24 protein-coding genes are annotated in these 23503 nt (G+C 67.4%); 12 read left to right on the forward strand and 12 right to left on the reverse strand.

Annotated elements, in window-relative coordinates:
- Positions 1–3 precede the first annotated feature (3 nt).
- Both sigK and ACV7NN_RS15895 read left to right on the forward strand, forming a co-directional pair.
- Positions 4–603 carry an ECF RNA polymerase sigma factor SigK gene (gene sigK, locus ACV7NN_RS15890; RefSeq protein ID WP_463350529.1) on the forward strand — a complete coding sequence of 200 codons (600 nt, stop codon included), beginning with the start codon at positions 4–6 and terminating at the stop codon, positions 601–603.
- Entirely contained in the window at positions 600–1364 is a 765-nt protein-coding gene (locus tag ACV7NN_RS15895; protein ID WP_463350530.1) for an anti-sigma factor, read from the forward strand. Before sigK ends, ACV7NN_RS15895 begins: the two co-directional genes overlap by 4 nt.
- Positions 1365–1415: 51 nt before the next feature.
- On the opposite strand, the gene pstB is transcribed toward ACV7NN_RS15895, so the two are convergent.
- The 8 genes from pstB to ACV7NN_RS15935 all read right to left on the reverse strand — a co-directional run bounded on the left by pstB (position 1416) and on the right by ACV7NN_RS15935 (position 10346).
- Entirely contained in the window at positions 1416–2195 is a 780-nt protein-coding gene (pstB, locus tag ACV7NN_RS15900; protein WP_463350531.1) for a phosphate ABC transporter ATP-binding protein PstB, read from the reverse strand.
- Positions 2196–2221: 26 nt separating this feature from the next.
- Positions 2222–3307, reverse strand: coding sequence for a phosphate ABC transporter permease PstA (pstA, locus tag ACV7NN_RS15905; protein WP_463350532.1), 1086 nt, complete (start codon positions 3305–3307; stop codon positions 2222–2224).
- Positions 3307–4248, reverse strand: a complete 942-nt coding sequence (pstC, locus tag ACV7NN_RS15910) for a phosphate ABC transporter permease subunit PstC (RefSeq protein WP_463350533.1) — start codon at positions 4246–4248, stop codon at positions 3307–3309. Before pstC ends, pstA begins: the two co-directional genes overlap by 1 nt.
- A 94-nt stretch (positions 4249–4342) precedes the next feature.
- Positions 4343–5440, reverse strand: coding sequence for a phosphate ABC transporter substrate-binding protein PstS (pstS, locus tag ACV7NN_RS15915; RefSeq protein WP_463350534.1), 1098 nt, complete (start codon positions 5438–5440; stop codon positions 4343–4345).
- 157 nt (positions 5441–5597) lie between these two features.
- Positions 5598–6533: an NUDIX hydrolase gene (locus tag ACV7NN_RS15920; protein ID WP_463350535.1), complete on the reverse strand. Its 936-nt coding sequence runs from the start codon at positions 6531–6533 to the stop codon at positions 5598–5600.
- Positions 6530–8707 carry an RNA degradosome polyphosphate kinase gene (locus ACV7NN_RS15925; protein ID WP_463350536.1) on the reverse strand — a complete coding sequence of 726 codons (2178 nt, stop codon included), beginning with the start codon at positions 8705–8707 and terminating at the stop codon, positions 6530–6532. Before ACV7NN_RS15925 ends, ACV7NN_RS15920 begins: the two co-directional genes overlap by 4 nt.
- Before the next feature lie 45 nt (positions 8708–8752).
- Positions 8753–9685, reverse strand: coding sequence for a mycothiol synthase (mshD, locus tag ACV7NN_RS15930; protein WP_463350537.1), 933 nt, complete (start codon positions 9683–9685; stop codon positions 8753–8755).
- Positions 9654–10346 (reverse strand): response regulator transcription factor, encoded by a 693-nt coding sequence (locus tag ACV7NN_RS15935; RefSeq protein WP_463350538.1) that lies wholly within the window; start codon positions 10344–10346, stop codon positions 9654–9656. Before ACV7NN_RS15935 ends, mshD begins: the two co-directional genes overlap by 32 nt.
- 127 nt (positions 10347–10473) lie before the next feature.
- On the opposite strand from ACV7NN_RS15935, the gene ACV7NN_RS15940 reads away from it, so the two are divergent.
- The 3 genes from ACV7NN_RS15940 to ygfZ all read left to right on the forward strand — a co-directional run bounded on the left by ACV7NN_RS15940 (position 10474) and on the right by ygfZ (position 12652).
- The gene (locus ACV7NN_RS15940; protein WP_463350539.1) at positions 10474–10764 is read left to right on the forward strand and encodes a hypothetical protein; all 291 of its coding nucleotides are present in this window, start codon (positions 10474–10476) and stop codon (positions 10762–10764) included.
- A gap of 155 nt (positions 10765–10919) precedes the next feature.
- Positions 10920–11516, forward strand: coding sequence for a nitrobindin family protein (locus ACV7NN_RS15945; protein ID WP_463350540.1), 597 nt, complete (start codon positions 10920–10922; stop codon positions 11514–11516).
- A gap of 5 nt (positions 11517–11521) precedes the next feature.
- Entirely contained in the window at positions 11522–12652 is a 1131-nt protein-coding gene (ygfZ, locus tag ACV7NN_RS15950) for a CAF17-like 4Fe-4S cluster assembly/insertion protein YgfZ (RefSeq protein WP_463351311.1), read from the forward strand.
- 21 nt (positions 12653–12673) lie between these two features.
- Here the strand turns inward: ygfZ and ACV7NN_RS15955 are convergent, their stop codons facing one another.
- A complete protein-coding gene (locus ACV7NN_RS15955) occupies positions 12674–13516 on the reverse strand; it encodes a class I SAM-dependent methyltransferase (RefSeq protein ID WP_463350541.1) in 843 nt (280 codons plus the stop codon).
- Positions 13517–13669: 153 nt separating this feature from the next.
- Here ACV7NN_RS15955 and ACV7NN_RS15960 point away from each other — a divergent pair, with 153 nt between their 5' ends.
- Positions 13670–14419 (forward strand): phosphoglyceromutase, encoded by a 750-nt coding sequence (locus tag ACV7NN_RS15960; RefSeq protein WP_463350542.1) that lies wholly within the window; start codon positions 13670–13672, stop codon positions 14417–14419.
- A gap of 160 nt (positions 14420–14579) precedes the next feature.
- Here the strand turns inward: ACV7NN_RS15960 and ACV7NN_RS15965 are convergent, their stop codons facing one another.
- Both ACV7NN_RS15965 and phoU read right to left on the reverse strand, forming a co-directional pair.
- Entirely contained in the window at positions 14580–15677 is a 1098-nt protein-coding gene (locus ACV7NN_RS15965; RefSeq protein WP_463350543.1) for a PrsW family glutamic-type intramembrane protease, read from the reverse strand.
- Positions 15678–15781: 104 nt separating this feature from the next.
- Positions 15782–16438 carry a phosphate signaling complex protein PhoU gene (gene phoU, locus ACV7NN_RS15970; protein ID WP_463350544.1) on the reverse strand — a complete coding sequence of 219 codons (657 nt, stop codon included), beginning with the start codon at positions 16436–16438 and terminating at the stop codon, positions 15782–15784.
- A gap of 181 nt (positions 16439–16619) precedes the next feature.
- On the opposite strand from phoU, the gene ACV7NN_RS15975 reads away from it, so the two are divergent.
- Both ACV7NN_RS15975 and ACV7NN_RS15980 read left to right on the forward strand, forming a co-directional pair.
- On the forward strand, positions 16620–17780 hold the full coding sequence (locus ACV7NN_RS15975) for a sensor histidine kinase (RefSeq protein WP_463350545.1): 1161 nt from the start codon (positions 16620–16622) through the stop codon (positions 17778–17780).
- On the forward strand, positions 17777–18460 hold the full coding sequence (locus ACV7NN_RS15980) for a winged helix-turn-helix domain-containing protein (RefSeq protein WP_463350546.1): 684 nt from the start codon (positions 17777–17779) through the stop codon (positions 18458–18460). Before ACV7NN_RS15975 ends, ACV7NN_RS15980 begins: the two co-directional genes overlap by 4 nt.
- Positions 18461–18491: 31 nt before the next feature.
- Here the strand turns inward: ACV7NN_RS15980 and ACV7NN_RS15985 are convergent, their stop codons facing one another.
- Positions 18492–19022 carry a hypothetical protein gene (locus ACV7NN_RS15985; protein ID WP_463350547.1) on the reverse strand — a complete coding sequence of 177 codons (531 nt, stop codon included), beginning with the start codon at positions 19020–19022 and terminating at the stop codon, positions 18492–18494.
- A gap of 161 nt (positions 19023–19183) precedes the next feature.
- Here ACV7NN_RS15985 and ACV7NN_RS15990 point away from each other — a divergent pair, with 161 nt between their 5' ends.
- The 4 genes from ACV7NN_RS15990 to rlmB all read left to right on the forward strand — a co-directional run bounded on the left by ACV7NN_RS15990 (position 19184) and on the right by rlmB (position 23498).
- Complete coding sequence (locus ACV7NN_RS15990; protein WP_163287471.1) at positions 19184–19666, forward strand: CarD family transcriptional regulator; 483 nt, start codon at positions 19184–19186, stop codon at positions 19664–19666.
- Positions 19667–19795: 129 nt separating this feature from the next.
- Positions 19796–20971 carry a 2-C-methyl-D-erythritol 4-phosphate cytidylyltransferase gene (gene ispD, locus ACV7NN_RS15995; RefSeq protein WP_463350548.1) on the forward strand — a complete coding sequence of 392 codons (1176 nt, stop codon included), beginning with the start codon at positions 19796–19798 and terminating at the stop codon, positions 20969–20971.
- Between the two features lie 68 nt (positions 20972–21039).
- Entirely contained in the window at positions 21040–22473 is a 1434-nt protein-coding gene (gene cysS / locus ACV7NN_RS16000; RefSeq protein ID WP_463350549.1) for a cysteine--tRNA ligase, read from the forward strand.
- Positions 22470–23498, forward strand: a complete 1029-nt coding sequence (rlmB, locus tag ACV7NN_RS16005) for a 23S rRNA (guanosine(2251)-2'-O)-methyltransferase RlmB (protein WP_463350550.1) — start codon at positions 22470–22472, stop codon at positions 23496–23498. The genes cysS and rlmB overlap by 4 nt, the downstream gene beginning before the upstream one ends.
- Positions 23499–23503: the final 5 nt, after the last annotated feature.

The raw sequence follows: 23503 nt of genomic DNA on the forward strand, positions 1-23503 counted from the left end.
GCAATGCTGGTGGATGTGCCATCAGCGACCGGGAGCGACATCGACGAGGACATCGTCGAGCCCGCGATCGACGACCTCCTCGTGCGCACGGCGACGGGTGACCAGACGGCGTTCGGTGAGCTCTACGACCGGCTGGCGCCGCGGGTGCTCGGGTTGATCCGGCGCCTGGTCGTCGACCGTTCGCAGTCCGAAGAGGTCGCACAGGAGGTCTTTCTCGAGGTGTGGCAATCCGCGACCCGTTTCGATCCGAATAAGGGTCGAGCGATCGGCTGGATCATGACGATCGCGCACCGGCGTGCGGTCGACCGCATCCGTGCGGCGCAGGCGAGCCGGGACAGGGATGTCCGGGTCGGCATCCGTGACCTGCCGCGCGAATACGACCAGGTTGCCGAGGCAGCGGAAGTGAGCATCGAGCATCGGAGGGTGGAGGGAGCGATGGCGCGGTTGTCGGAGGCGCAGCGCGAAGCGGTCGTGCTCGCCTACTACGGCGGTCTCACGCAGACGGAGATCGCGGACCGGCTGGGCATCCCTCTCGGCACAGTGAAAACACGGTTGCGTGATGGCATGATTCGACTGAGAGATGAGCTGGGGGTGACGTCGTGACCGATCGCGAAAGCCGGTCGCCTCTCGAGGCCGGTTACCGGATGGGCGCGGAGACGCCCGAGGAGGCCGCAGAGTTCGCTGAGGTGGCCACCCAGCTGGGCTTGGCCGCTGACCCGGTGGAGCCGCCCCCGTCGCTGAAGGCGGGCATCCTGGCGAAGCTGGCCACGACCCCGCAGCTGGCGCCCGAGGATCCGCTGGTCGCGGATGCGGTCGACGAGTCGGATGCGGTGGACGAGCCGGATGGGGTTACCCATGTTCCGGAGACCCCGGGCCACGCAGAGTCCCGCGCACGCGCCCGCTGGTTCACACGGCCGATCGCGATCGTCGTAGCGGCCGTGGCGGCGCTCGTGCTCTTCGTGGGCGGTGTGGTGGTGGGTAGCGCGATTTCCGGCCAGAACTCGTTCCAGGCGCAGCAGGCAGCCTCGCTCGCCGCCATCAACTCGGCGTCGGATGTGCAGCACGCGACCAGCCCGGTCGCCGGCGGCGGTTCCGCGACGCTCGTCTGGTCGGCGGAACTCGGCAAGTCGGCGCTCGTCACGACAGGGCTGCCGCCGTTGCCCGACGACAAGACGTACGAGCTCTGGTACATGAGCGGAACCGAGGCGACACCCGCCGGCACGATGACCCCGACAGGGAACGGCGCCACCTGGCGGGTGCTCGAGGGCACCATGGCAGCGGGCGATGCGGTCGGCGTCACCGTCGAACCGGCCGGCGGCTCGAAGGAGCCGACCACGAAGCCGATCGTCGCCATCCAAAGCTGATGCGGCGCCCGGGAACCGGACGCCGCATCAGCATCGAGCCCAGCTGACGGCTTAGCCGAAGCGGCCGGAGACGTAGTCCTCGGTCGCCTGGACGCTCGGGTTCGAGAAGATCATGTTCGTGTCGTTGTACTCGATCAGCTTGCCCGGTTTGCCTGTGCCTGCGATGTTGAAGAATGCGGTGCGGTCGGAGACACGCGACGCCTGCTGCATGTTGTGCGTGACGATCACGATCGTGTAGTCGTTCTTCAGCTCTTCGATGAGGTCTTCGATCGCAAGCGTCGAGATCGGGTCGAGGGCGGAGCACGGCTCGTCCATCAGCAGCACATCCGGCGACACGGCGATCGCGCGTGCGATGCAGAGACGCTGCTGCTGGCCACCGGACAGGCCCGACCCGGGAAGCTGCAGGCGGTCCTTGACCTCGTTCCAGAGGTTCGCGCCCTGCAACGATTGCTCGACCAGCTCGTCGGACTCGCTCTTGCTCATCCGGCGGTTGTTGAGCTTGACGCCCGCGAGCACGTTGTCGCGGATCGACATCGTGGGGAACGGGTTCGGCCGCTGGAAGACCATCCCGACCTGGCGGCGCACCAGCACCGGGTCGACGCCGGGGCCGTAGAGGTTGTTGCCGTCGATCAGCACGTCGCCCTCGACACGGGCGCCCGGGATGACCTCGTGCATCCGGTTGAGCGTGCGGAGGAACGTCGACTTTCCGCATCCGGACGGGCCGATGAACGCGGTCACCGAGCGGGGTTCGATGGTGAGGGAGACGCCTTCGACAGCGAGGAAGCTGCTGTAGTAGACGTTGAGGTCGTTGACTTCGATGCGCTTGGACACGGTGTTCCTATGGGTCGGGTGGTCGCTCAGCGGCCGTACTTGGGGGCGAAGGCTTTGGCGATGATGCGGGCGATGAGGTTGAGCAGCATCACGATAATGATGAGGGTGAGTGCGCCCGTCCACGCGCGGTCGATCGACGCCTGCGCGTGAAGGCCGGATGCCTGCGTGTACTGGGTGTAGACGAAGACGGGCAAGGTCATCATCCGTTCGCTGAAGAGGTCGTAGTTCATGCTCGTCGTGAAGCCGCAGACGATGAGGAGCGGTGCTGTCTCACCGATGACTCGGGCGATGGCGAGCATGATTCCGGTCGTGAGCCCTGCGATCGAGGTGGGCAGGACGATCTTGAGCACCGTCAGCCATTTCGGCACGCCGAGTGCGTACGACGCTTCGCGGAGTTCGTTGGGGACGAGGCGCAGGATCTCTTCGCTCGATCGCACGACGACCGGGATCATGAGCACGGACAGGGCGATGGAACCCATGAAGCCGTTGCGGATGGCCGGTCCGAAGATGAGCGCGAACAGCGCGTAGGCGAACAGGCCCGCGACGATCGAGGGGATGCCGGTCATCACGTCGACGAAGAACGTGATGCCGCGGGCGAGCGCACCACGGCCGTACTCCACGAGGTAGATGGAGGTGAGGATCCCGATGGGCACCGAGATCAGCGCAGCCATCGCCGTGACGAGCAGGGTGCCGACGATGGCATGCAGGGCGCCGCCACCGTCGCCGATGACGTTGCGCATCGACTCATTGAAGAACGTGATGTCGAAACGGGCGAGACCGTTGACGAGCACGGTCCACGCCAGGGAGACGAGCGGCAGCAGCGCGATGATGAAGGCCGTCGCCACGAGCGAGGTGATCAGGCGGTCGGTGGCCTTGCGGGCGCCTTCGACCAGGAGCGACGTGAGGTAGATCACGATGTCGAACAGCACGGTTCCGAAGAAGATCGCGCCGACGATGTTGAAGTCTTTGGTCACTCCGGCGGCCGCCAGGATGGCGAAGATCGCGCCGAAGATGATCCAGCTGCCGGCGAGGAGCATCCAGGCCGAGCCGCGGGGGAGCTTGCCCGCGGTGAGGGAGTTGCCCATCGGCCGGTTGAGGGTGGCTGTGGTCATCAGTTCGCTCCAGAGAAGGCCTTGCGGCGATTGATGATGTAGCGCGCGAGCATGTTGATCAGCAGCGTGACGACGAACAGCACGAGGCCGGATGCGATGAGCGCGTTGGTCGCGACCCCAGTCGCCTCGGGGAACTGCAAGGCGATGTTCGCGGCGATGGTGTTCGGGCTCTGGGCCTGGAGGACCGCGATCTTCACGACGATGGCCGGGGAGAGCACCATCGCGATCGCGAGAGTCTCGCCGAGCGCGCGTCCGAGTCCGAGCATGATGGCGGAGATGATGCCGGAGCGCGCGAAAGGCAGGACGGCTATGCGGACCATCTCCCAGCGCGTTGCACCGAGAGCGAGAGCGGCCTCCTCGTGGAGGCGCGGGGTCTGCAGGAAAACTTCGCGGCAGATGGCCGTCATGATCGGGATGACCATCACGGCCAGCACGATGGACGCGGTCAGGATGGTGCGGCCGGTGCCGGAGACAGGCGGAGCGAAGAGCGGGAACCAGCCGAGGTAGGTGCCGAGCCAGGCGTAGAAGGGCTGGACGAAGGTCGCGAGGGTGGCGATGCCCCAGAGTCCGTAGACGACGGAGGGGACCGCGGCCAGCAGGTCGATGATGTAGCCCAGCGTCTGGGCGACGCGGCGTGGTGCGTAGTGCGAGATGAAGAGCGCGATCCCGATGGAGAGGGGCGTCGCGATGATCAGGGCGAGCAGTGCGGCCCAGATCGTTCCGAAGACGAGGGGCCAGACGTACACCCAGAAGTTGGGTGCGTCGTTCGGCAGTGTGCCGGCCGGTGCCGTGAGGGCGGGGATGCTCTGGAGGATCAGGAAGATCGCGACCGCGGCGAGCGTGGCCAGGATGATCGACCCGGCGACGACGGTGCTGGTGGAGAAGACGCGATCGCCAGGGCGGACTTTGGCTCTGATGGCACCTGCGGTTCCGGTGGTCATTCCTGGCTTTCTCTCATCGGGTTGAGGTCCTGGGGCCGTTGACCCCAGCGGTTCGGCCTGGACGCTGGCGCGCCCAGGCCGAACGCCTTGGGTGTTACTTGATGGTAGCGACCGAGGCGCTGACCTTGGCGGCCAGATCCTTCGACAGCGGGGCCGAACCGGCCTGCTGTGAGGCGGCCTGCTGCGCTGCGTCGCTGGCGACGTAGTCGACGTAGGCCTTCACCAGACCGGCCTTGGCCGAGTCGGTGTACTGCTGGCAAGCGATGACGTAGCTGACCAGGACCAGAGGCCAGGCACCCTGGTCGGTGTTCGTGCGGTCGATCTTGATAGCGAGGTCGTTGGCGGGACGGCCGGTCGCCAGCGGCGACTTCGCGACGACGTCAGCGGCACCGGATGCGCTGATCTTGTTGAACGCGCTGCCCACCTTGAGCTGCGCGATGCTGAGGCCGGCCGAACCGGACTCGTCGATGTAGGTGATGCTGTTCTTCGCGTTCTTCGTGGCGTCTGCTACACCGGACGTGCCCTTGGCGGCGTCACCGACCGTGTAGGGGAAGGTCTGGCTCGCCGGTTTGGTCCACACCGTCGGTGCGTTCTGGGCGAGGTAGTCGGTGAAGTTCTGCGTGGTGCCCGAGTCGTCCGAGCGGTGCACGACCGTGATCGCTGCCGACGGGAGGGTGGCGCCCGAGTTGAGCGCGGCGATCTTCGGGTCGTTCCAGGTCTTGATCGACCCGTTGAAGATGCCCGCGATCGTGGCAGCGTCGAGCTTGAGGTCGGTCAGGCCGTCGACGTTGTAGGCGATGGCGATCGGCGAGATGTAGACGGGGAGGTCGATGCCCTTGGTGCCGGCAGCGCACCCCTTGAACTCCATCGTGAGCTCGGCGTCCTTGAGGTAGGCGTCGGAGCCGGCGAAGTCGGATGCGCCGGAGATGAAGCTCGTGCGGCCGGCGCCGGAGCCCTGCGGGTCGTAGTTGATGGTGACCTTCGGGTTGTCCGTCTGGAAGCCAGCGATCCAGGTGGTCTGCGCGGTGCCCTGCGCGGAGGAGCCGATGCCGTTGAGCGTGCCGGACAGGTTGGAGGGGGCCTTCGAGGTGGTCGACGCCGTGCTGCCGCCTTCGTTCGACGCGCACGCAGTGAGGGAGATGGCGGCGGCGGCCAGGATGGCCAGAGGAGCGCCATAACGCTTGAGTTTCACAGTTGTCCCTTCCGGGGATCATTGACAGGACGCGGGTCGGTGCTGACCCGCCAGCGACGCTATTCCCGGTGCCTTACGAGCGTCCCCCGTAGTGGTAAACGGAAGGTTAACGAGCGGTGTGTACTTGGCTGCGGCAGGGGTGGCGCCGACGCCGGTCTCAGACCGCGGGGGAGTACGTCTCGATGGCGATGATGCCCGAACTGGGGTTCGTGGATGAGAGATGCACGACGGAGAAACCGCCCGTCTCGAGGTCGGCCGCACTGCTGAGATACGAACCGGGGAGGGTGCCCGTGGCGAGCGCGATCTCTCTCAGGATCTCGGGCAGCACCGGGCCGTGACTGCAGAGGACGGCGCTCTTGCGCGACCGCACCCGTTTTCCGACGACATCGCGGACGGCGGCGTCGCCGTTCTCGTAGGCGTCCTGGCTGATGCGCTTCTCGTGCTTGGGGACCAGTCCCGTGGATGCGGCCAGCGGCGCTACCGTGGCCACGCACCGCACGGCCGGGCTGGTCACGATCTTGCGCGGCTGCCATGCCTCGATGGTGGGTACGTCGCTCGCGGCCTGCTGGACTCCCCGTTCGGTCAGCGGACGCGTGCTGTCCGGCCCGCGCCAGGTCTGTGGTGGGGTGGCCTTTCCGTGACGCAGCGCGATGAGCGCGAAGGTGGTGCTGACCCCTTCGGCGAGCAGTTTGGCGAACGTGTCGAGGATTTCGACATCGCGCTCGTACGTGAGGTAGGTGCGCGCCTTCTTGATGGTCACCCACTCCAGTGCCGCGATCTCGCCGTTCGGCACGAAGGTCGACCGGGCGATCGCGGCGTCACTGACTTCGGCCGCCCAGTAGTGGACGATCTTGTCGCGACCGCTGGAGAGGGGATACGTCGAGACGCCGAGCGGTACCCCCAGGGCGACGATGAGCCCGGTCTCCTCCTGGATCTCTCTGACCGCTGTCTGCGGAAGAGTCTCGCCCGGATCGACCTTGCCCTTGGGAATCGTCACATCGCCGTATTTCGTGCGATGGACGACAAGGATCACCGTCTTGCCGTCGACGACACGCCAGCAGACGGCCCCCGCAGCGTAGATCGCTGCCGTCACCGCCTCGACCCCGCGCGCGGCCGGTGGGCGATCTGCTGCATCAGCTTGTTCTGCAGGTCTTCGAGCGGTTCGCCCCGTTCGTCGAGGTGATGCCGTGTCCAGACGCCCTCCGAGTCGAGGGTCCAGGCCGACGTGCGTTCGTCGAACGCGCGGTTGAAGAGCGCGTCGAGTTCGGAGATGTGTGCGGGGTCAGTGAGCCTGACAAGCGCTTCCACGCGGCGGTCGAGGTTGCGATGCATCATGTCGGCGCTCCCGATATAGACCTGGGGGTCGCCATCGTTGACGAACGAGAAGATGCGGGAGTGCTCGAGGTAGCGGCCGAGGATGGATCGCACTCGAACGTTCGACGAGAGCCCGGGCTCACCCGGCCGGAGCCCGCAGATGCCGCGGACCCAGAGGTCGACCGGTACGCCGGCCTCGCTCGCTCGGTAGAGCGCGTCGATGATCGCTTCGTCGACGATGGAGTTCAGCTTGATGCGAATCCCCGACGGCCTGCCGGCCTGGGCGTTCTCGGTCTCGACCTGGATGCGCTTCAAGAGTCCCTTGCGCAGGTGCAGGGGAGCCACCAGCAGCCGCTTGAACTTCTTCTCGATCGCATAGCCCGACAGCTCGTTGAAGAGCCGGGTGAGGTCTTTGCCGACCTGGTCGTCGGCCGTCAGCAGACCGAAATCTTCGTAGATGCGGCTGGTCTTCGGGTTGTAGTTGCCCGTGCCGATGTGGCTGTAGTGCTTGAGCACGCCCTTCTCCTGGCGGACCACGAGCGCGAGCTTGCAGTGCGTCTTGAGTCCGACCAGGCCGTACACCACGTGCACGCCGGCCTTCTCGAGCTTGCGTGCCCACGAGATGTTGTTCTGCTCGTCGAACCGCGCCTTGATCTCGACCAGGGCAAGGACCTGTTTGCCGGATTCGGCGGCATCGATGAGCGCTTCGACGATCGGGCTGTCGCCGGACGTGCGGTAGAGCGTCTGCTTGATGGCGAGCACGTGCGGGTCGGTCGCGGCCTGCTCGAGGAAGGCCTGGACGCTCGTCGCGAAGGACTCGTACGGGTGGTGCAGCAGGATGTCCTGCCGCGCTACCGACGCGAACACGTCGGGCTGCGCGTTGGGCTCGCGCGGCATCAACTGCGGCGCCGTCGTCGGAACGTGGTTCGGATAGTGCAGGTCGGGACGGTCGATCTTGGCGAGGTCGAAGAGCCCGCCCAGGTCGAGCGGCGAGGGAAGCCGATACACCTCCTGCTCGGTGACGTCGAGCTCCCGGACGAGGAGGCCGAGCGTGACCGGATCCATGTCGTCGGTGACCTCGAGGCGGATGGGCGGGCCGAACCGGCGCCGCAGGAGCTCCTTCTCGAGCGCCTGGATGAGGTTCTCGGTCTCGTCTTCATCGACCTCGACGTCTTCGTTCCTGGTGACCCTGAAGATGTGGTGGTCGAGGATCTCCATGCCGGGGAAGAGGTCGCCGAGATGGTTGGCGATCAGGTCTTCCAGAGGGATGAAGCGGAGCTGGTCGACGCTCTCGCGCTGGTCGATGCGCACGAAGCGCGGCAGCATCTGCGGCACCTTGAGCCGGGCGAACTGCTCCTTGCCCGTGCGGGAGTTGCGAACGCGAACCGAGAGGTTGAGCGACAGGCCAGAGATGTAGGGGAACGGGTGCGCGGGGTCGACGGCGAGCGGGGTCAGCACCGGGAAGATCTGCTGCGAGAACACGTCGCGCATCTGAACCTTGTCGGCGACGTCGAGGCTGTCCCAGTTGACGACCGTGATGCCGGACTCCTCGAGCGCGGGGAGCACGAGCTCGGCATAGCAGGCTGCGTGCCTGACCTGCAGTTCGTGCGCCTTCTCTGAGACGTCGGCGAGCACGTCGTGCGGGGCGCGCCCGACGTTGGTCGGCACCGCGAGCCCGGTGAGGATGCGCCGCTTCAGCCCGGCGACGCGGACCATGAAGAACTCGTCGAGGTTGCTGGCGAAGATCGCCAGGAAGTTCGCACGCTCGAGCACGGGCAGGTCGGGGTCTTCGGCGAGTTCGAGGACGCGCTGGTTGAACGCGAGCCAGCTGAGCTCGCGGTCGAGGTAGCGGTCTTCGGGCAGGCTCGGATCGGGCTCGTAGACAAAGGGTGCGAAGTCGTCGTCGAAGTCGCTGCCGAGCCCTGTATCGAGGAGGATGTTCTCGCCGTCCATCCCAACATCATTGCACCGGAGCGCTCCCTGTGGTGCCGCGCAAGGTTAATGTGTGGAAAACGCTCCGTCGGAGCCGATCCTGCGCCGGTATTGGACGTCGACGGTGTGTTCGATGAACCCGAGCTGGTGGTAGAGACTCACCGCAGCGGAGTCGTCGGCATCGACCGACACCGTCGCCGCGGAGCGTCCCCGCTCGGCCAGTCGTTCGAGTCCCGCGATCAGGAGGGCACGTCCTGTTCCCCGCCCAGCGTGCACCGGGTCGACCCCGAGAACGTAGATCTCGCCGACCGCGGCATCCGGCTCTGCCTTGACCCAGTCGTAACCGACGATGCGGCCATGCGCATCCCGTGCGACCAGGAAGTCTCCCGCCTCGTACCACGGTTCGGCCTGCCGGGCGCGCAGGTCGTCGACGGTGAGCCTTCCCTGCTCGGGATGCGATTCGAAGATCCGTGCGTTCAGCTCGACCCACTCGGCCTCGTCGCCGGAGCGGAACGGGGAGATCGTCACGCCGTCGCGCGGACGCGCGTCCAGCGATCCCCCCGGCGCGAGGGGCGCGCTCAGTTCTCCCGACCGCAGCTGGAGGAGGCGACGCACGGGAAGGAACCCGTGATGATCGGCCAGGACGCGGGCGGCAGGATGGTCGCCGTGCGACCACGCCGTGAGGTTGCCCCGAGCGGTCGCGAGGAGCCCCCGCAGCGCGACCGAGCCGTAGCCCTTGCCCCGGAACAACGGATCGATCACGAGGTCGAGCTCGCCGCGGCCCACGATCGCGGCACCGATGGGCCTGGTGTGCTCCGCCTCGGACCAGACGGTGGCGACGATCGGCGTGCGGCGGCCGGAGTGGACGTCGAGGCGCGCCTGCTCGTTGAACGGGTCGTAGCCGTCGACATCGATCGCAGCATCCGCCACCCGGTAGAACCCGGTCGACTGATCCGGGTCGGACAGGTCAGGGACGGAGAGGCGAAGGGAGTCGCTCATTGTCCTCTTCGTACACGTTGAACCGGTACCCCACGTTCCGAACGGTGCCGATCAGCGATTCGAGGTCGCCGAGCTTGGCGCGCAACCGCCGGACGTGCACATCGACGGTGCGTGTTCCGCCGAAGTAGTCGTAGCCCCAGACTTCGCTCAGCAGCTGCTCGCGCGTGAAGACCCGCGACGGGTGCGTCGCGAAGAAGCGGAGCAGTTCGAATTCCTTGAAGGTCAGATCGAGCTGGCGTCCGTGCGCTTTGGCCGAGTAGCTCGCCTCGTCGATGGTCACCCCGGAGGCCTGGATCTTCGTCTGGGAGTGCTCCTGGGTCTGGCGGCCGATCGCGAGGCGGATGCGCGCATCCACTTCAGCCGGTCCCGCGCTCTCGAGCACGACGTCGTTGACGCCCCAGTCCGCGCTCACCGCGGTGAGGCCGCCTTCGGTCAGCACGAGCAGGAGGGGCACGTTGATGCCGGTGGTCGTCAGGATCTTGCAGAGCGATTTCGCACTCGCCAGGTCCCGGCGCGCGTCGACGAAGATCAGGTCGCAGCTCGGCGCGTTCACGAGCGCAGCCGGCTCGGCGGGGATCTGCCGCGTGCGGTGGCTGAGGAGCGCAAGCGACGGCAGCACCTCCGCGTCGGGCGCAGAGGTGAGGATCAACAACTGCGCCACCCAGACCTCCTGTACGTGCTGTGCGGCAATCCTAGCGGAGTTGCATTCGGCCGCCCCGCCTCGTCCGGAGCCCCCGGTCGCGACGCGGCGGATACGGATGTGCGGCTTCGCGGGGCAGAATAGGAACGTGACCGAGTCCGAGAACCTGGCCCCGACGCTGCGCTGGACGAGCATCCTGACGGTATGGGTGGCCGCGGTCGTCTTCGCCGTCGTGATCGGCGTTGTCTCCGTCCCGGACGAGTACGCCGCCTGGCTGGCACTGGCGCTCGCCGGATGCGTGACCGGAGCCTTGATCGCTCAGCTCGCCACACAGCGCAAAGAAGGGTTCGTCGACCGTCTCGCAGCAAGCGTGGCCGGGTCGTTCGTCATCCTCGGACTCGCCGGCGCGGTGCTCGCCCTCGTGGCGGCGGTCCGGTGAACGGGAACCGTTAGACTCGAACCATGCTGGTGACCCTCGAACTCCTTTTCGTCGGCCTTCTCGGGCTGGCCACCCTTGCGATAGCCGGCGTCTCCGTCGTGGTCGTCTACAACCTCTTCCGGGGTCAGCGCTAGACGCTTGCGAGGCCTCCAGCCATGATCGAGATCCCCACCGACGTTCCGGCCGAACTCGTTCCGCTCTCCTGGCTCATCGGAGTCTGGGAGGGCTCAGGCGTCCTCGACTACACCGCGGGCGACGAGCACGTGCAGGTCGAATTCGGTCAGCGCATCAGCTTCAGCCACGACGGCCTGCCGTACCTCAACTACAACTCGTACTCGTGGTTGATCGATGAGGATCGCACGCCGCTGGTCGCCGAGACGGGCTACTGGCGTCTCAGCCGCCTGCTCATCGAGGGCGATCCGGGCCCCGCGATGCTGCCGGGAGTCGGCGCACAGCCGTTCACGACCGCCCAGTCCGTCGAGACGCTCCGCAACTCCGCGGGCGGATTCGACCTCGAGGTCGCGATCGTGCATCCCGACGGCGTCAGTGAGATCTACCTGGGCCAGGTGAAGGGGCCGCGCATCGATCTGGCGACGGATGCCGTGATGCGCACTGCATCCGCTAAGGAGTATGCGGCTGCGACCCGGCTCTACGGACTCGTGGAGAACCACCTCCTGTGGGCCTGGGACATCGCGGCCCTCGGCCAGGAGCTCGCCTCGCACGCGTCCGGCCGACTGGCGAAGGCCGAGTGAGCGACGTGACCGACGCATCCCCCTTCCTGGAACTGCCCGGCGCCGTCGACTCGGACGGCCGCGACGCCGGAGTCGCTGCGCACTATGGCAATCCGGTGGTCGAACAGCGCGAGCTGGAGGCCGGTCGCGCGATCGTCGACCTCTCGAACCGGTCGGTGCTGTCGATCACCGGACCGGACCGCCTGAGCTGGCTCAACTCGATCACCAGTCAGAACCTGCTGGGGCTGGCCGCGGGCGAATCGTCCGAGACGCTGTTGCTGGACGCGACCGGACGCCTCGAATACGCGGTGAGACTCATCGAGGACGGCGAGACGCTGTGGCTGCTCGTCGAGCACGATGAAGCGGATGGGCTGCTCGCCTGGCTTCAGAGCATGCGATTCATGCTGCGGGTCGAGCTCGCCGACCGCACGGCCGAACTCGCCACGATCGGGTCCCTCGGCTCGCCCGCGCTTCCGATCGCCGCACCGAACGGTGCTCCCCTGGTGTGGAACGACCCGTGGCGCGCTGTGGCGCCGGGCGGGCACCAATACGCCGTCGGGGAGCATCCGGGCTCGGGATGGACGTGGAGCGAGTCGCTGGTCCCGCGGGACGCGCTGCCCTCGGTCGTGACGCGGGTCGGTAACGGCGAGTTCCGTGTTGCCGGCCTGCTCGCCGTCGAAGCCCTGCGTATCGCTGCGTGGCGACCGCGCTTCGCGACGGAGGTCGACGAGAAGACGATCCCGCACGAACTGGACTGGCTGCGCACGGCGGTCCATCTGACGAAGGGCTGCTATCGCGGGCAGGAGACGGTGGCGAAGGTCCACAACCTCGGGCATCCGCCGCGCCGGCTGGTGATGCTGCACCTCGACGGATCCGAAGGGGTGCTCCCCGCGCGGGGAAGCGCGGTCTCCGTCGACGTCGCGGGGGAGCGCCGTGAGGTCGGCCTGGTGACGTCGAGCGCCCTGCACCACGAGCTCGGGCCGATTGCGCTGGCCGTCGTGAAACGGTCGACGGATCCGGATGCGACCCTGCTGGTCACGACGGATGAGCTGACGGTCGCGGCAGCGCAGGTCATCGTGGTGCCGCCCAGCGCGGGAGCGGAGGCGCACGTGCCGCGTCTGCCGCGGCTCGGTGCTGTCACGCGTCCTCCGCGCTGACGTCCGCGGTCGGCTGACAGGTTAGCGCTTGGTCCACGCGAACCCGCGTGGTTCCACCGCCGACCAGTCCACGGTCAGTTCACCGAGCTTCCAGCGTGTGCGGCCCGCACGGACCGGCCAGCCGGCGGCCCGCATCCCTTCGACCGAAGCGATCCAGCGCTGAGTGGGGCCGTAGGCCGCGAGCGGGGAGGCGTGACGCCACTGCCGGTCCAGTTCGGCCAGCAGGTCGTGCACGCGCTCGCCCGGAATGTTTCGGTGGATGAGCACCTTGGGGAGGCGCTCGGCCACGATCGACGGCGCCTCGAGTCCGTCGAGCCGCAAGGAGATCGACAGGTTCCTCGGGCCTTCCTCAGCGACATCGATCCAGCTGGAGACCCGGCCGATCTCGTCGCACGTCCCTTCGACGAGCACGCCGTCCGGCTGGAGCCGATCGACCATCCGGTGCCACGCTGCCGCGACCTCGGCCTCGTCGTACTGGCGGAGGACGTTGAAGGCACGGACGACGACGGGCCGCCGGCCACCGGGGACGGGCACTTCGAAGCCGCCGAGCGCGAAGCCGACCCGCGCATCCGCTGCGAAGGCCGTCGAGCCGGCGCGCACCTGCGCCAGCTGGTCGAGGGCGGTCCGCACCCGACCGGGCTCGATCTCGAGGCCCAACACCTCCACATCCGGACGCGCGTGCGCGAGACGCTGCTGCAGCTCCAACGCTGTCACACCGCTGGCACCGTAGCCGAGGTCGACGACGAGCGGATCGTCCGTGCGTCGCAGGACCGGCAGGGTTGCGATCCAGCGGTCGACGCGGCGAAGCCGATTCGTATTCGTCGTGCCGCGCGTGACCGTCCCGATCAATCCGCGCGTCGCCATGCGTCCCAGTCTCGCGCATCCGCCCCCGCACCCGGGTCGCGAAACGTGAGGAGTGTACGGCTCGCGGGCGTGTCAGGACGCCCTTCTCACGTTTCGATCGCACTCGGCTGCAGCCGGTTCGGCGCCGATCGGGAGCGCCGGTACATTAGAAGCATGTCTGCGCCTCACACCTTGATCCTCCTCCGCCACGGTCAGAGCGAGTGGAACCAGAAGAACCTCTTCACCGGCTGGGTCGACGTCCGGCTGAGCGAGCAGGGAATCGCCGAGGCGAAGCGCGCGGGCGAACTGCTGGCCGAGTCCGGCCTGCTCCCCGACATCCAGTTCACCTCGGTGCTGACGCGGGCCATCCAGACCGCGAACTACGCGCTCGAGGTCGCGGACCGGCTGTGGATCGACGTGAAGCGCTCGTGGCGGCTCAACGAGAGGCACTACGGCGCGCTCCAGGGGCTCGACAAGGCCGAGACGCTCGAGAAGTACGGGCCGGAGCAGTTCCAGCTGTGGCGCCGGTCGTTCGACGTGCCGCCGCCGGTGCTCGCCGACGACAGCGAGTGGTCGCAGGCGAACGACCCGCGATACGCAGGGCTGGGTGACGACCTGCCGCGCACCGAGTGCCTCAAAGATGTCATCGACCGCATGCTCCCGTACTGGGAGTCCGACATCACGGCCGAGGTCGCCACCGGCAAGACCGTTCTCGTGACGGCGCACGGCAACTCCCTGCGCGCGCTCGTCAAGCATCTCGACGGCATCTCCGACGACGACATCGCCGAACTGAACATCCCCACGGGAATCCCCCTCGTCTACCGGCTCGACGAGAACTTCGCCCCGCTCGGACCCGGCGAGTACCTCGACCCCGAAGCCGCCGCTGCCGGCGCTGCCGCGGTGGCGGCACAGGGCCGCAAGTAACCCACGCCTGCTCGCCGCACGTGTAACTCGTTGCCGCACGAGCTGTGTGTAGTGCGCCGAGAGGCAACGCGTGCGCCGAGACGCAACGCGTGCGCCGAGAGGCAACACGTGCGCCGAGACGCATCGCGTGCGCCGAGCCCCAACACACGCGGGGTCACGATTATCCGGTGGCCGCAGCGGCGGCGATCGCGGATGCGCGCGCCCGGCGGACGACGCGGAGCCACACGAGCCCAGCGCCGAGCATCACGAGAATGCAGATGACGAAGGCGAGCGCGCCCGCCGCGACACGGTTCGGCGTGATGAGAGCCGAGATCGTGCCCGCTGAATCGTAGAGGCCGTGCGCCGCCGCCACCCCGAGGTAGGCACCGACGACGCCCGACGTCACGCGGAACCGTCCGTTCCGCGAGGCCGCGAACAGGGCGGATGCGAGGAGCGCGGTGAACAGAGGGTGCAGGAATGGTCCGGTGAACTCCCGGACGAGCATCGTGACGATGACCTGCGGCAGTGACGCGTGGTTCGCCTGGCCGAGGTCGTTGGCGAGCTGCAGATAGTCCATGTTCTCGAAGGCGCTGAAGCCGAAGCCCACCGCTCCGCCGACGAAGAGGCCGGTGCGGGCGTTCTTGACCGGCAGGCGCCACGCGAGCACGACCACCAGTGCGATCTTGAGGAACTCTTCAATGACTCCGGCGGTGGCGAGGGCGACCGGGCTCGTGCGCACGCTCGCGGATCCGGTCAGCACGCTCACCAGGCCATTCGCCGGTCCCGCGAGAAGGGTCGCCGCGCTGCCGCCGACAACAGCCGCCAGAACCAGGAACGACGGCCGCAGCCGGTCGAACGGCTGAAGGTGGTACGCCATCGTGTAGAGGAAGGCGGCCGCGACTGCGCAGCTGCCGGTGAGCACCAGCATCGATGGCAGCGAGGTGAGATGCTCGCCGGCCACCGAAGGATGCGGGTTGAGCGCGCGGAGCGCCAAGCTCGTGCCGAAGATCCAGAGCCAGATGCCGATGCAGGCGCCGACGATGATCGGGCCGCCCCACCGGCCGAGCCACTTGCGCTTCGGTGCCGTGCGCGCAGGCGGCTGGCCGTAGCCGTAGCCGGACCCGGTGACCGCAGTCGGGGCGAGGGCAGGGGCCGGAGCCTCAGAGGGGCGCACGACGTAGTCGGTCCAGGCCTGGCCGTCCCACCAGCGGAACTGCGGTTGCGGATGGGGATCGTGGAACCATCCGGCGGAGGGCAGTACGCGTGGTCCGTCGGTCATAGTCGGATTATCGCGGGCGACGCGCGCGCCGTCGATACCCACGTCTTCGGGTCATCAGTCGGAGCGGGTCGGCTCGATCCGCCGGGACCGGAGCGACGCGCGGTTCAGCTCGCGAGTTCGGGCGCCCAGTCGCCGGTGCCCAGGTAGTGCACCTTCTTGGCGATCGACACGGCGTGGTCGGCAAAACGCTCGTGATAGCGGGAGGCGAGGGTCGCATCCACTGTGTCCACCGCCTGACCCTTCCAGGTCTCGCCGAGCACCTTGTCGAAGACGCTGACGTGCAGTTCGTCGATGCGGTCGTCCTCGTTGCGGATCTCGTCGGCGAGCTCCAGGTCCTGGGTGCGCAGAAGCTCCGCGAGCTTCTCAGCGATGACGACATCGAGCCGGCCCATCTCGGCGAACGTGCCGCGGAGGCTCTTCGGGACGACCTTGTCGGGGAAACGGTAGCGGGCGAGCTGCGCGATGTGCTCGGCCATGTCGCCCATGCGCTCGAGCGAGGCGCTGATGCGCAGGGCGCTGACGACGATGCGCAGGTCGCGCGCGACCGGCTGCTGGCGAGCCAGGATCTGGATCGAGAGCTCGTCGAGGATGACGGTGAGCTCGTCGATCTTCGAATCGTCGGCGATGACCGTCTCGGCAAGCGTCACGTCGGAGTCATTGAACGCCTGCGTCGCATTCTTGATGGAGATGACGACGAGCTCAGCGATCTCGACGAGGCGATCCTGAACTTCACGCAGCTCCTGCTGGAATACTTCACGCATCGGTTTCCTGGTCCTTCCTGGCGCGAAGCGCGCGCAGATGCCGGAGCCCTTTGGCCCCGGATTCATGATGTCCAGATCAGGTTAACGAATGGTGCCGAGAGCCTGAACACTGTCTAAAGTACCGCCGTCCGCACGCCGATCCCGCGCCTCGGCCCCTGTGCTGGTCACTACGCTTGCAATTATGGACTCCACCTGGTTGGTGCTGCTGTCTCTGGCACTCGGCCTTGTGGTCGGCGCTGGATTCGTGGCCATCCTTCACGTCGCCGCACGCCGCGGCGCGCGCGCCGCCGAGGTCGCGAGTCCCGCTGTGCCCGATGGGGTCGACCAGGTCATCGATGCGCTCGAATCGGCGGGGGTCGTGCTCGATCCGTCGAACAATGTCATCAAAGCATCGCCGGGCGCGCTGTCGATCGGTCTGGTCTGGAACCAGGCGCTCGTGCATCCGCATCTCGGTGACCTCGTCGACCGCGTGCGCCGTACCGGAGAACCCATCACCGAGGAGTGCGAGCTCGCCCGCGGTCCGTTCGGGGACGCGAACATCCATCTCAGCGTGCGGGTGGCCCGCCTCGGCGCGCGCTACATCCTCCTACTCGCCGAGGACCGGACGGAGTCGTTCCGCCTCGAGAACGTGCGGCGCGACTTCGTCGCGAACATCAGCCACGAGCTCAAGACCCCGATCGGTGCGGTGGGCCTCCTCGCCGAGGCGCTGGACAGTGCGTCGGACGATCCAGAGCAGGTCCGGCGGTTCGCCCACCGGCTCACCGAGGAGTCGCAGCGCCTCGCACGCATCACGCAGGACATCATCGAACTGTCACGGCTCCAGGCAGCGGATGCGCTCACGGATGCGGAGGTCATCCCTGTCTCCCAGGTCATCAGCTCGGCCGTCGACCAGAACCGCGTCGCCGCGGAGTTGCGCGGAATCGAACTCGCGATGCGCGGAGACAAGAAGGCCGAAGTGTTCGGCGACGAGACCCTGCTGGTCACCGCGGTGCACAACCTGATCTCCAACGCCATCCAGTATTCCCCGAGCGGTTCGCGGGTCGGGATCGGTGTCCGCACGATCGACGGCGTCGTCGAGATCGCGGTGACCGATCAGGGCGAGGGCATTCCGGAGGACGATCTCGACCGGGTGTTCGAGCGCTTCTTCCGGGTCGACCAGGCCCGTTCCCGCCACACCGGTGGCACCGGTCTCGGACTCGCCATCGTGAAGCACGCCGTGCAGAACCACGGCGGGGAGATCCGTGTCTGGTCGCAGCCCGGACGTGGCTCGACCTTCACCATCCGCCTGCCTGAGGCATCCCACGACGCCGCCGTGCGTCCCGCGATAGGAGAAACCACGTGACCCACATCCTTCTTGTCGAGGATGAAGCAGCCCTCAGCGAGCCGCTCGCGTTCCTGCTCAAGCGCGAAGGCTACGACGTGACCGTCGCGGATGACGGCCCGACCGCGCTCTCCGAGTTCGATCGCGTCGGAGCGGACCTCATCCTCCTCGACTTGATGCTCCCGGGGATTCCGGGGACCGAGGTGTGCCGCGAGATCCGGGTGAGATCGACCGTTCCGATCATCATGCTGACGGCGAAGGACTCGGAGGTCGACATCGTCGTGGGCCTGGAGCTCGGGGCGGACGACTACGTCACGAAGCCTTACTCAACGCGGGAGCTGCTCGCGCGCATCCGTGCTGTGCTCCGGCGACGGATCGAGAACGACGAGTTCGAGGACAACGGCATCCTGGAAGCCGGGACGGTGCGGATGGATGTCGACCGGCACACGGTCGCTGTCGGAGGCAGCGAGATCCCTATGCCGCTCAAGGAATTCGAACTGCTCGAACTGCTGCTGAGGAATGCCGGACGTGTGCTCACGCGCGGCCAGCTGATCGACCGGGTGTGGGGGAGCGACTATTTCGGCGACACGAAGACGCTCGACGTGCACATCAAGCGCATCCGGTCGCGGATCGAGGAGAACCCGTCGGAGCCGTCCATGCTCGTGACGGTACGCGGGCTGGGGTACCGCTTCAACGCGTGACGCGGAGCCGGCGAGCTACGGAGCCGGCGACCTACGGGGACGGCGTCGACGTCGAGGCCGGAGCAGGCGAGGGCGTTGCCAGCAGGTCTTGGGCCACGCGAGCCGGCGTCAGGTCGGCGTACTCGGGGAGGCCGCCGTCGAGCACCGGCACCCGCAGCGGGAGACCGGTCTGCGCTCCGTACTGGAAGTAGAGCGGGTAGAGGCTGCCCGGGATCGAGTTGAGCTGACGGAAGACGATGATCGTGTCGCCCGCGGCGCCGAGTTCCTTGGTCTCACCCGGGTTCACGGTGACGGACTGCGATTCTCCCGTGGTCCCGCGCTCGATCTGCACGCGGTGCGCCACATGGCCGCTGTTGACCAGGGTCACGACGAGGTTGCCCACGGTGCCGTCGCCGGTCACGATGAGTGCGTTGCGCACCGCGATGTCGCCGACGTTGCCGCTCACGCCGTCGCTCGCGTCATAGTGTCTCGTGGTCGACTGCGGCGCAAGGAAGCCGCACCCTGCGGTACCGAACGTGACCGCGATCGCCAAGACGATGGATGCCGCGATGCGAGCTCTCACAAGACCCTCCAAGTCGTTCCGCATGGCCTCGAAATCGGCCGTCGGTGCGCGGAATGCGCTTCGAGTTTAGCCTATCGGTCGGTGGCCACCGGGGCAGCCAGCGCGAACCTTACCACCGGGTCTCTGTGGTATCCTAGAGGTTGCTGAAGGGACATCAATCTATGCTTTTCGAGGTTGGCGAAACCGTCGTATACCCGCACCACGGAGCCGCGACAATCACCGAAGTCAAGAAGAGAACCATTAAGGGTGAAGAGAAGCTGTACCTCAAGCTCAATGTGACTCAGGGCGACCTGACAATCGAGGTTCCGGCCGAAAACGTCGACCTCGTCGGCGTCCGCGATGTGATCGGCAAAGAGGGGCTCGACCGCGTGTTCGAGGTTCTTCGTGCACCGTTCACCGAGGAACCCACCAACTGGTCCCGCCGCTACAAGGCGAACCTCGAGAAGCTCGCCTCCGGCGATGTGATCAAGGTTTCCGAGGTCGTTCGCGACCTGTGGCGCCGCGACCAGGACCGCGGCCTCTCCGCCGGTGAGAAGCGCATGCTTGCCAAGGCACGTCAGATCCTGATCTCCGAGCTCGCGCTCGCTGAGAAGACCGACGACGAGAAGGCGTCCAGCCTGCTCGACGAGGTGCTTGCTTCCTAGGCTCTGCCTCAGGTATCGAACGTGACCGTTCCGGTCGAGCGTGACAGGTAGAACTGCCACGCGGGTCCGGAACGGTCACGTTCGTCTTCGGCACGCCCACCTCGGGTGCGATCGCGTACGCTCGAACGCATGACCGAATCGAGCGGGCCGCGAATCGCTGTGATCGTCGTCGCCGCAGGCAGCGGCACGCGGCTGGGAGCCTCGACACCGAAAGCATTCGTTCCCGTCGGCGGTGTCACACTGCTGGCGCGGGCGCTGCATTCCGTCCTGGGAATGGGCGAGCCGGCGCAGGTCATCGTCGTCGCGCCCGCAGAATTCGTCGCGGACGCGGAGCTGATCGCTTCCGATGTCGCAGGAGTGGCCGCCGCATCCGTCACGGTCGTCGCCGGCGGCGAGACGCGCCAGCAATCGGTGCGCGCAGGCCTGGGGATGGTTCAGGACTCGGCCCGGGTCGTGCTCGTCCACGATGCCGCACGCGCGCTCACCCCGAGCACCCTCTTCGATCGGGTCGTCGCGGAGGTCGATGCGCGCGGACACGGCATCGTGCCCGGGCTTCCGGTGAGCGACACCGTCAAACGCGTGGATGCACGCCACGACATCGTCGAAACCGTCGACCGGTCGGCGCTCTCCGCCGTCCAGACCCCGCAGGGCTTCCCGAGGAGCGACCTCTTCGAGGCATATGCGCGGGCGACGGACGAGGCGACGGACGATGCTGCGCTGGTGAGCGCATCCGGTCACGGCGTCAGTGTCGTTCCCGGGGATCCGCTCGCATTCAAGATCACGACCCCGTGGGATCTGCGGCGAGCCGAGGAGCTCGTCTCCCGCCGCGACGGCAGCCCGCGCATCGGCGTGGGCACAGACACCCACGGGTTCGATCCGGGGGCAGAACTCTGGCTCGCCGGCCTGCACTGGCCGGGTGAAGCCGGACTCGCCGGCCACAGCGACGGGGATGCGGTATCGCATGCGATCACGGATGCGCTGCTCTCGGCGGCCGGACTGGGCGACATCGGCGGAACGTTCGGAACCGATGACCCGCGGTTCCAGGATGCGCACGGAGAGGTCTTCGTGCGCGAGGCTCGACGGCTGGTCGAGAACGCGGGGTTCCGGGTCGGCAATGTCGCCGTCCAGGTGATCGGGAACCGTCCGCGGTTCGCAGCCCGGCGTCGCGAGGCGGAGGCGCTCTTGAGCGAGTTCGTCGGGGCGCCGGTGTCGATCAGCGCGACCACGACCGATGGTCTCGGCTTCACCGGGCGTGGCGAAGGCGTCGCCGTCATCGCGACCGCACTTCTCCTCCACAACCCGTGAGCGCGGAGCGTTCGTCACAGAAAACCAGCGGCGCCGCGACGACGAAGCCGTGCCCGTAGGCTAGACGCGTGACTGTGCGACTCTACGACACCCGGGCCCAGGCGCTCCGCGACTTCCACCCGATCAGGGATGGCGCCGTCGGTATGTACCTCTGCGGACCGACCGTTCAGTCGTCGCCGCATATCGGGCACCTGCGTTCGGCGCTCGTCTACGACATTCTGCGTCGGTGGTTCACCCACCGCGGCTACGACGTGACGCTGGTGCGCAACGTCACCGACATCGACGACAAGATCCTCGTCAACTCCGCTGCGGCGCAGTCCGAGGGGAGTGCCGAGCAGTGGTGGGCGCTCGCCTACCGGTTCGAACTGGAGTTCACCGCCGGCTACACGGCGCTCGGCGTGCTCCCACCGACCTACGAGCCGCGGGCCACGGCGAGCATCCCGCAGATGCAGGACATCATCCGCCGACTCATCGACGTCGGTCATGCCTACGTCGCAGACGACGGATCGGGCGACGTCTATTTCGACGTGAAAAGCTGGCCTTCCTACGGGGAGCTCACCCGGCAGAGCATCGACAACATGGAGGCCGCGGCCGACGCTGACCCGCGGGCCAAACGCGACGCTCGGGATTTCGCCCTGTGGAAGGGGCGCAAAGAGGATGAGCCGGAGTCGGCGTCCTGGCCGAGTCCTTGGGGCTCCGGCCGGCCCGGCTGGCACATCGAATGCTCGGCGATGTCGGAGCGTTACCTCGGCACGAATTTCGACATCCACGGGGGAGGCCTCGACCTTCGGTTCCCGCATCATGAGAACGAGCTCGCCCAGTCGACGGCGGTGGGCCACGGTTTCGCCAACTACTGGGTGCACAACGGGCTTGTGAACGTCAACGGTCAGAAGATGAGCAAGTCCCTCGGCAATTCGCTCTACGCGTCCGATCTGCTCGGCCAGGCCAGGCCACTGGTCATCCGCTACTACCTGGGGGCGGCGCACTACCGGTCGACCATCGATTACCAGGATGGATCGCTCGCCGAGGCCGAGGCCGCGCTCGAGCGGATCGCCGGCTTCTTCGAACGCGTCGACCGACGGCTGGCATCGACGCGGTTCGCTGGGTCGGGCGCGCCGGTCGTCCCCGCGGCCTTCGCCGAAGCGATGGACGACGACCTGGCCGTGCCCCAGGCGCTCGCGGTCCTGCACGACACCGTGCGTTCAGGAAACGCGGCACTGGATGCGGAAGACTTGGAGGCGGCAGCGATCGCACGCGGGCAGGTCCTCGCGATGACAGACGTGCTGGGCATCAACCCGCTCGCCCCGCAATGGAACACCGCGGGAGACTCGGTCGCACGCTCGGCGTTGAGCGCGCTCGTCGAGCGCCTGCTCGACGACCGGCAGGCTGCGCGAGCGGATCGCGATTTCGCGGCAGCCGACCGGATCCGCGACGAACTCGTGGGCGCCGGAATCACCATCGAAGACACCCCGACGGGTGCGCATTGGAGTGTTGAACAGTGAAGAACAGTGGCGGAAAGCCCCGCGCGGGTGCGGTGCGCAAAGCACGACGCGGCCCCCAGGTCGGATCAGGCGGCCAGGGTCGCCAGGCGCTCGAAGGCAAAGGTCCGACCCCGAAGGCGGAGGACCGCCCCTACCACCCCGCCGGCAAAGCGAAGGCGGCCCGCGATCGGTATGCGGCCGCCGGTGGCAAGGGCAAGCCCGGCCAGCAGACGCGGAACGGGCGGACCGAGTCGGCCCCCCGAACGCAGACGCGCCGGCCCAAAGCCGCCGACGAGAGCGAGGTCGTGACGGGCCGCAACTCGGTGCTCGAGGCACTGCGGGCCAAGATCCCCACGTCGACGCTCTACATCGCCTCACGCATCGTGGTCGACGACCGCGTCAAGGAGATCCTCTCGATCGCCACCGGCCGGGGTGTCCCGATCCTCGAAGTCATGCGTCCCGAGCTCGACCGCATCGCCGGGCGTGACTCGGTACACCAGGGTGTCGCGCTCAAGGTCCCGCCGTACGAGTACGCGCACCCGATGGAGCTTCTCGACCTGACGATCAGCCGCGGCCAGAAGCCATTGTTCGTCGCCCTCGACGGCATCACCGACCCCCGCAACCTGGGCGCGATCATCCGGTCCACCGCTGCGTTCGGCGGCCACGGAGTCGTCGTGCCCCAGCGCCGCTCGGTAGGTATGACGGCCTCGGCGTGGAAGACGTCTGCGGGAGCGGCGGCGCGTACACCTGTCGCTATGGCGAGCAACCTGACGCAAACACTCAAGGCGATGAAAGAGCGCGGGGTCTTCGTGCTCGGTCTCGACGGTGGAGGGGACGTTTCGCTGCCGGGTCTCGAGCTTGCAGATCGTCCCGTCGTCATCGTCGTCGGCAGCGAAGGCAAGGGCCTCTCGCGGCTCGTCACCGAGACCTGCGACGCGATCGTCTCGATTCCGATCAGTGCCGCGACCGAGTCGCTCAACGCCGGAATCGCGGCGAGCGTCACGCTCTACGAGATCTCACGCCTCCGGTCCGGCGCCAAGAAGTAGCCCCG

The organism is Leifsonia sp. Ger2509 (assembly GCF_055231915.1).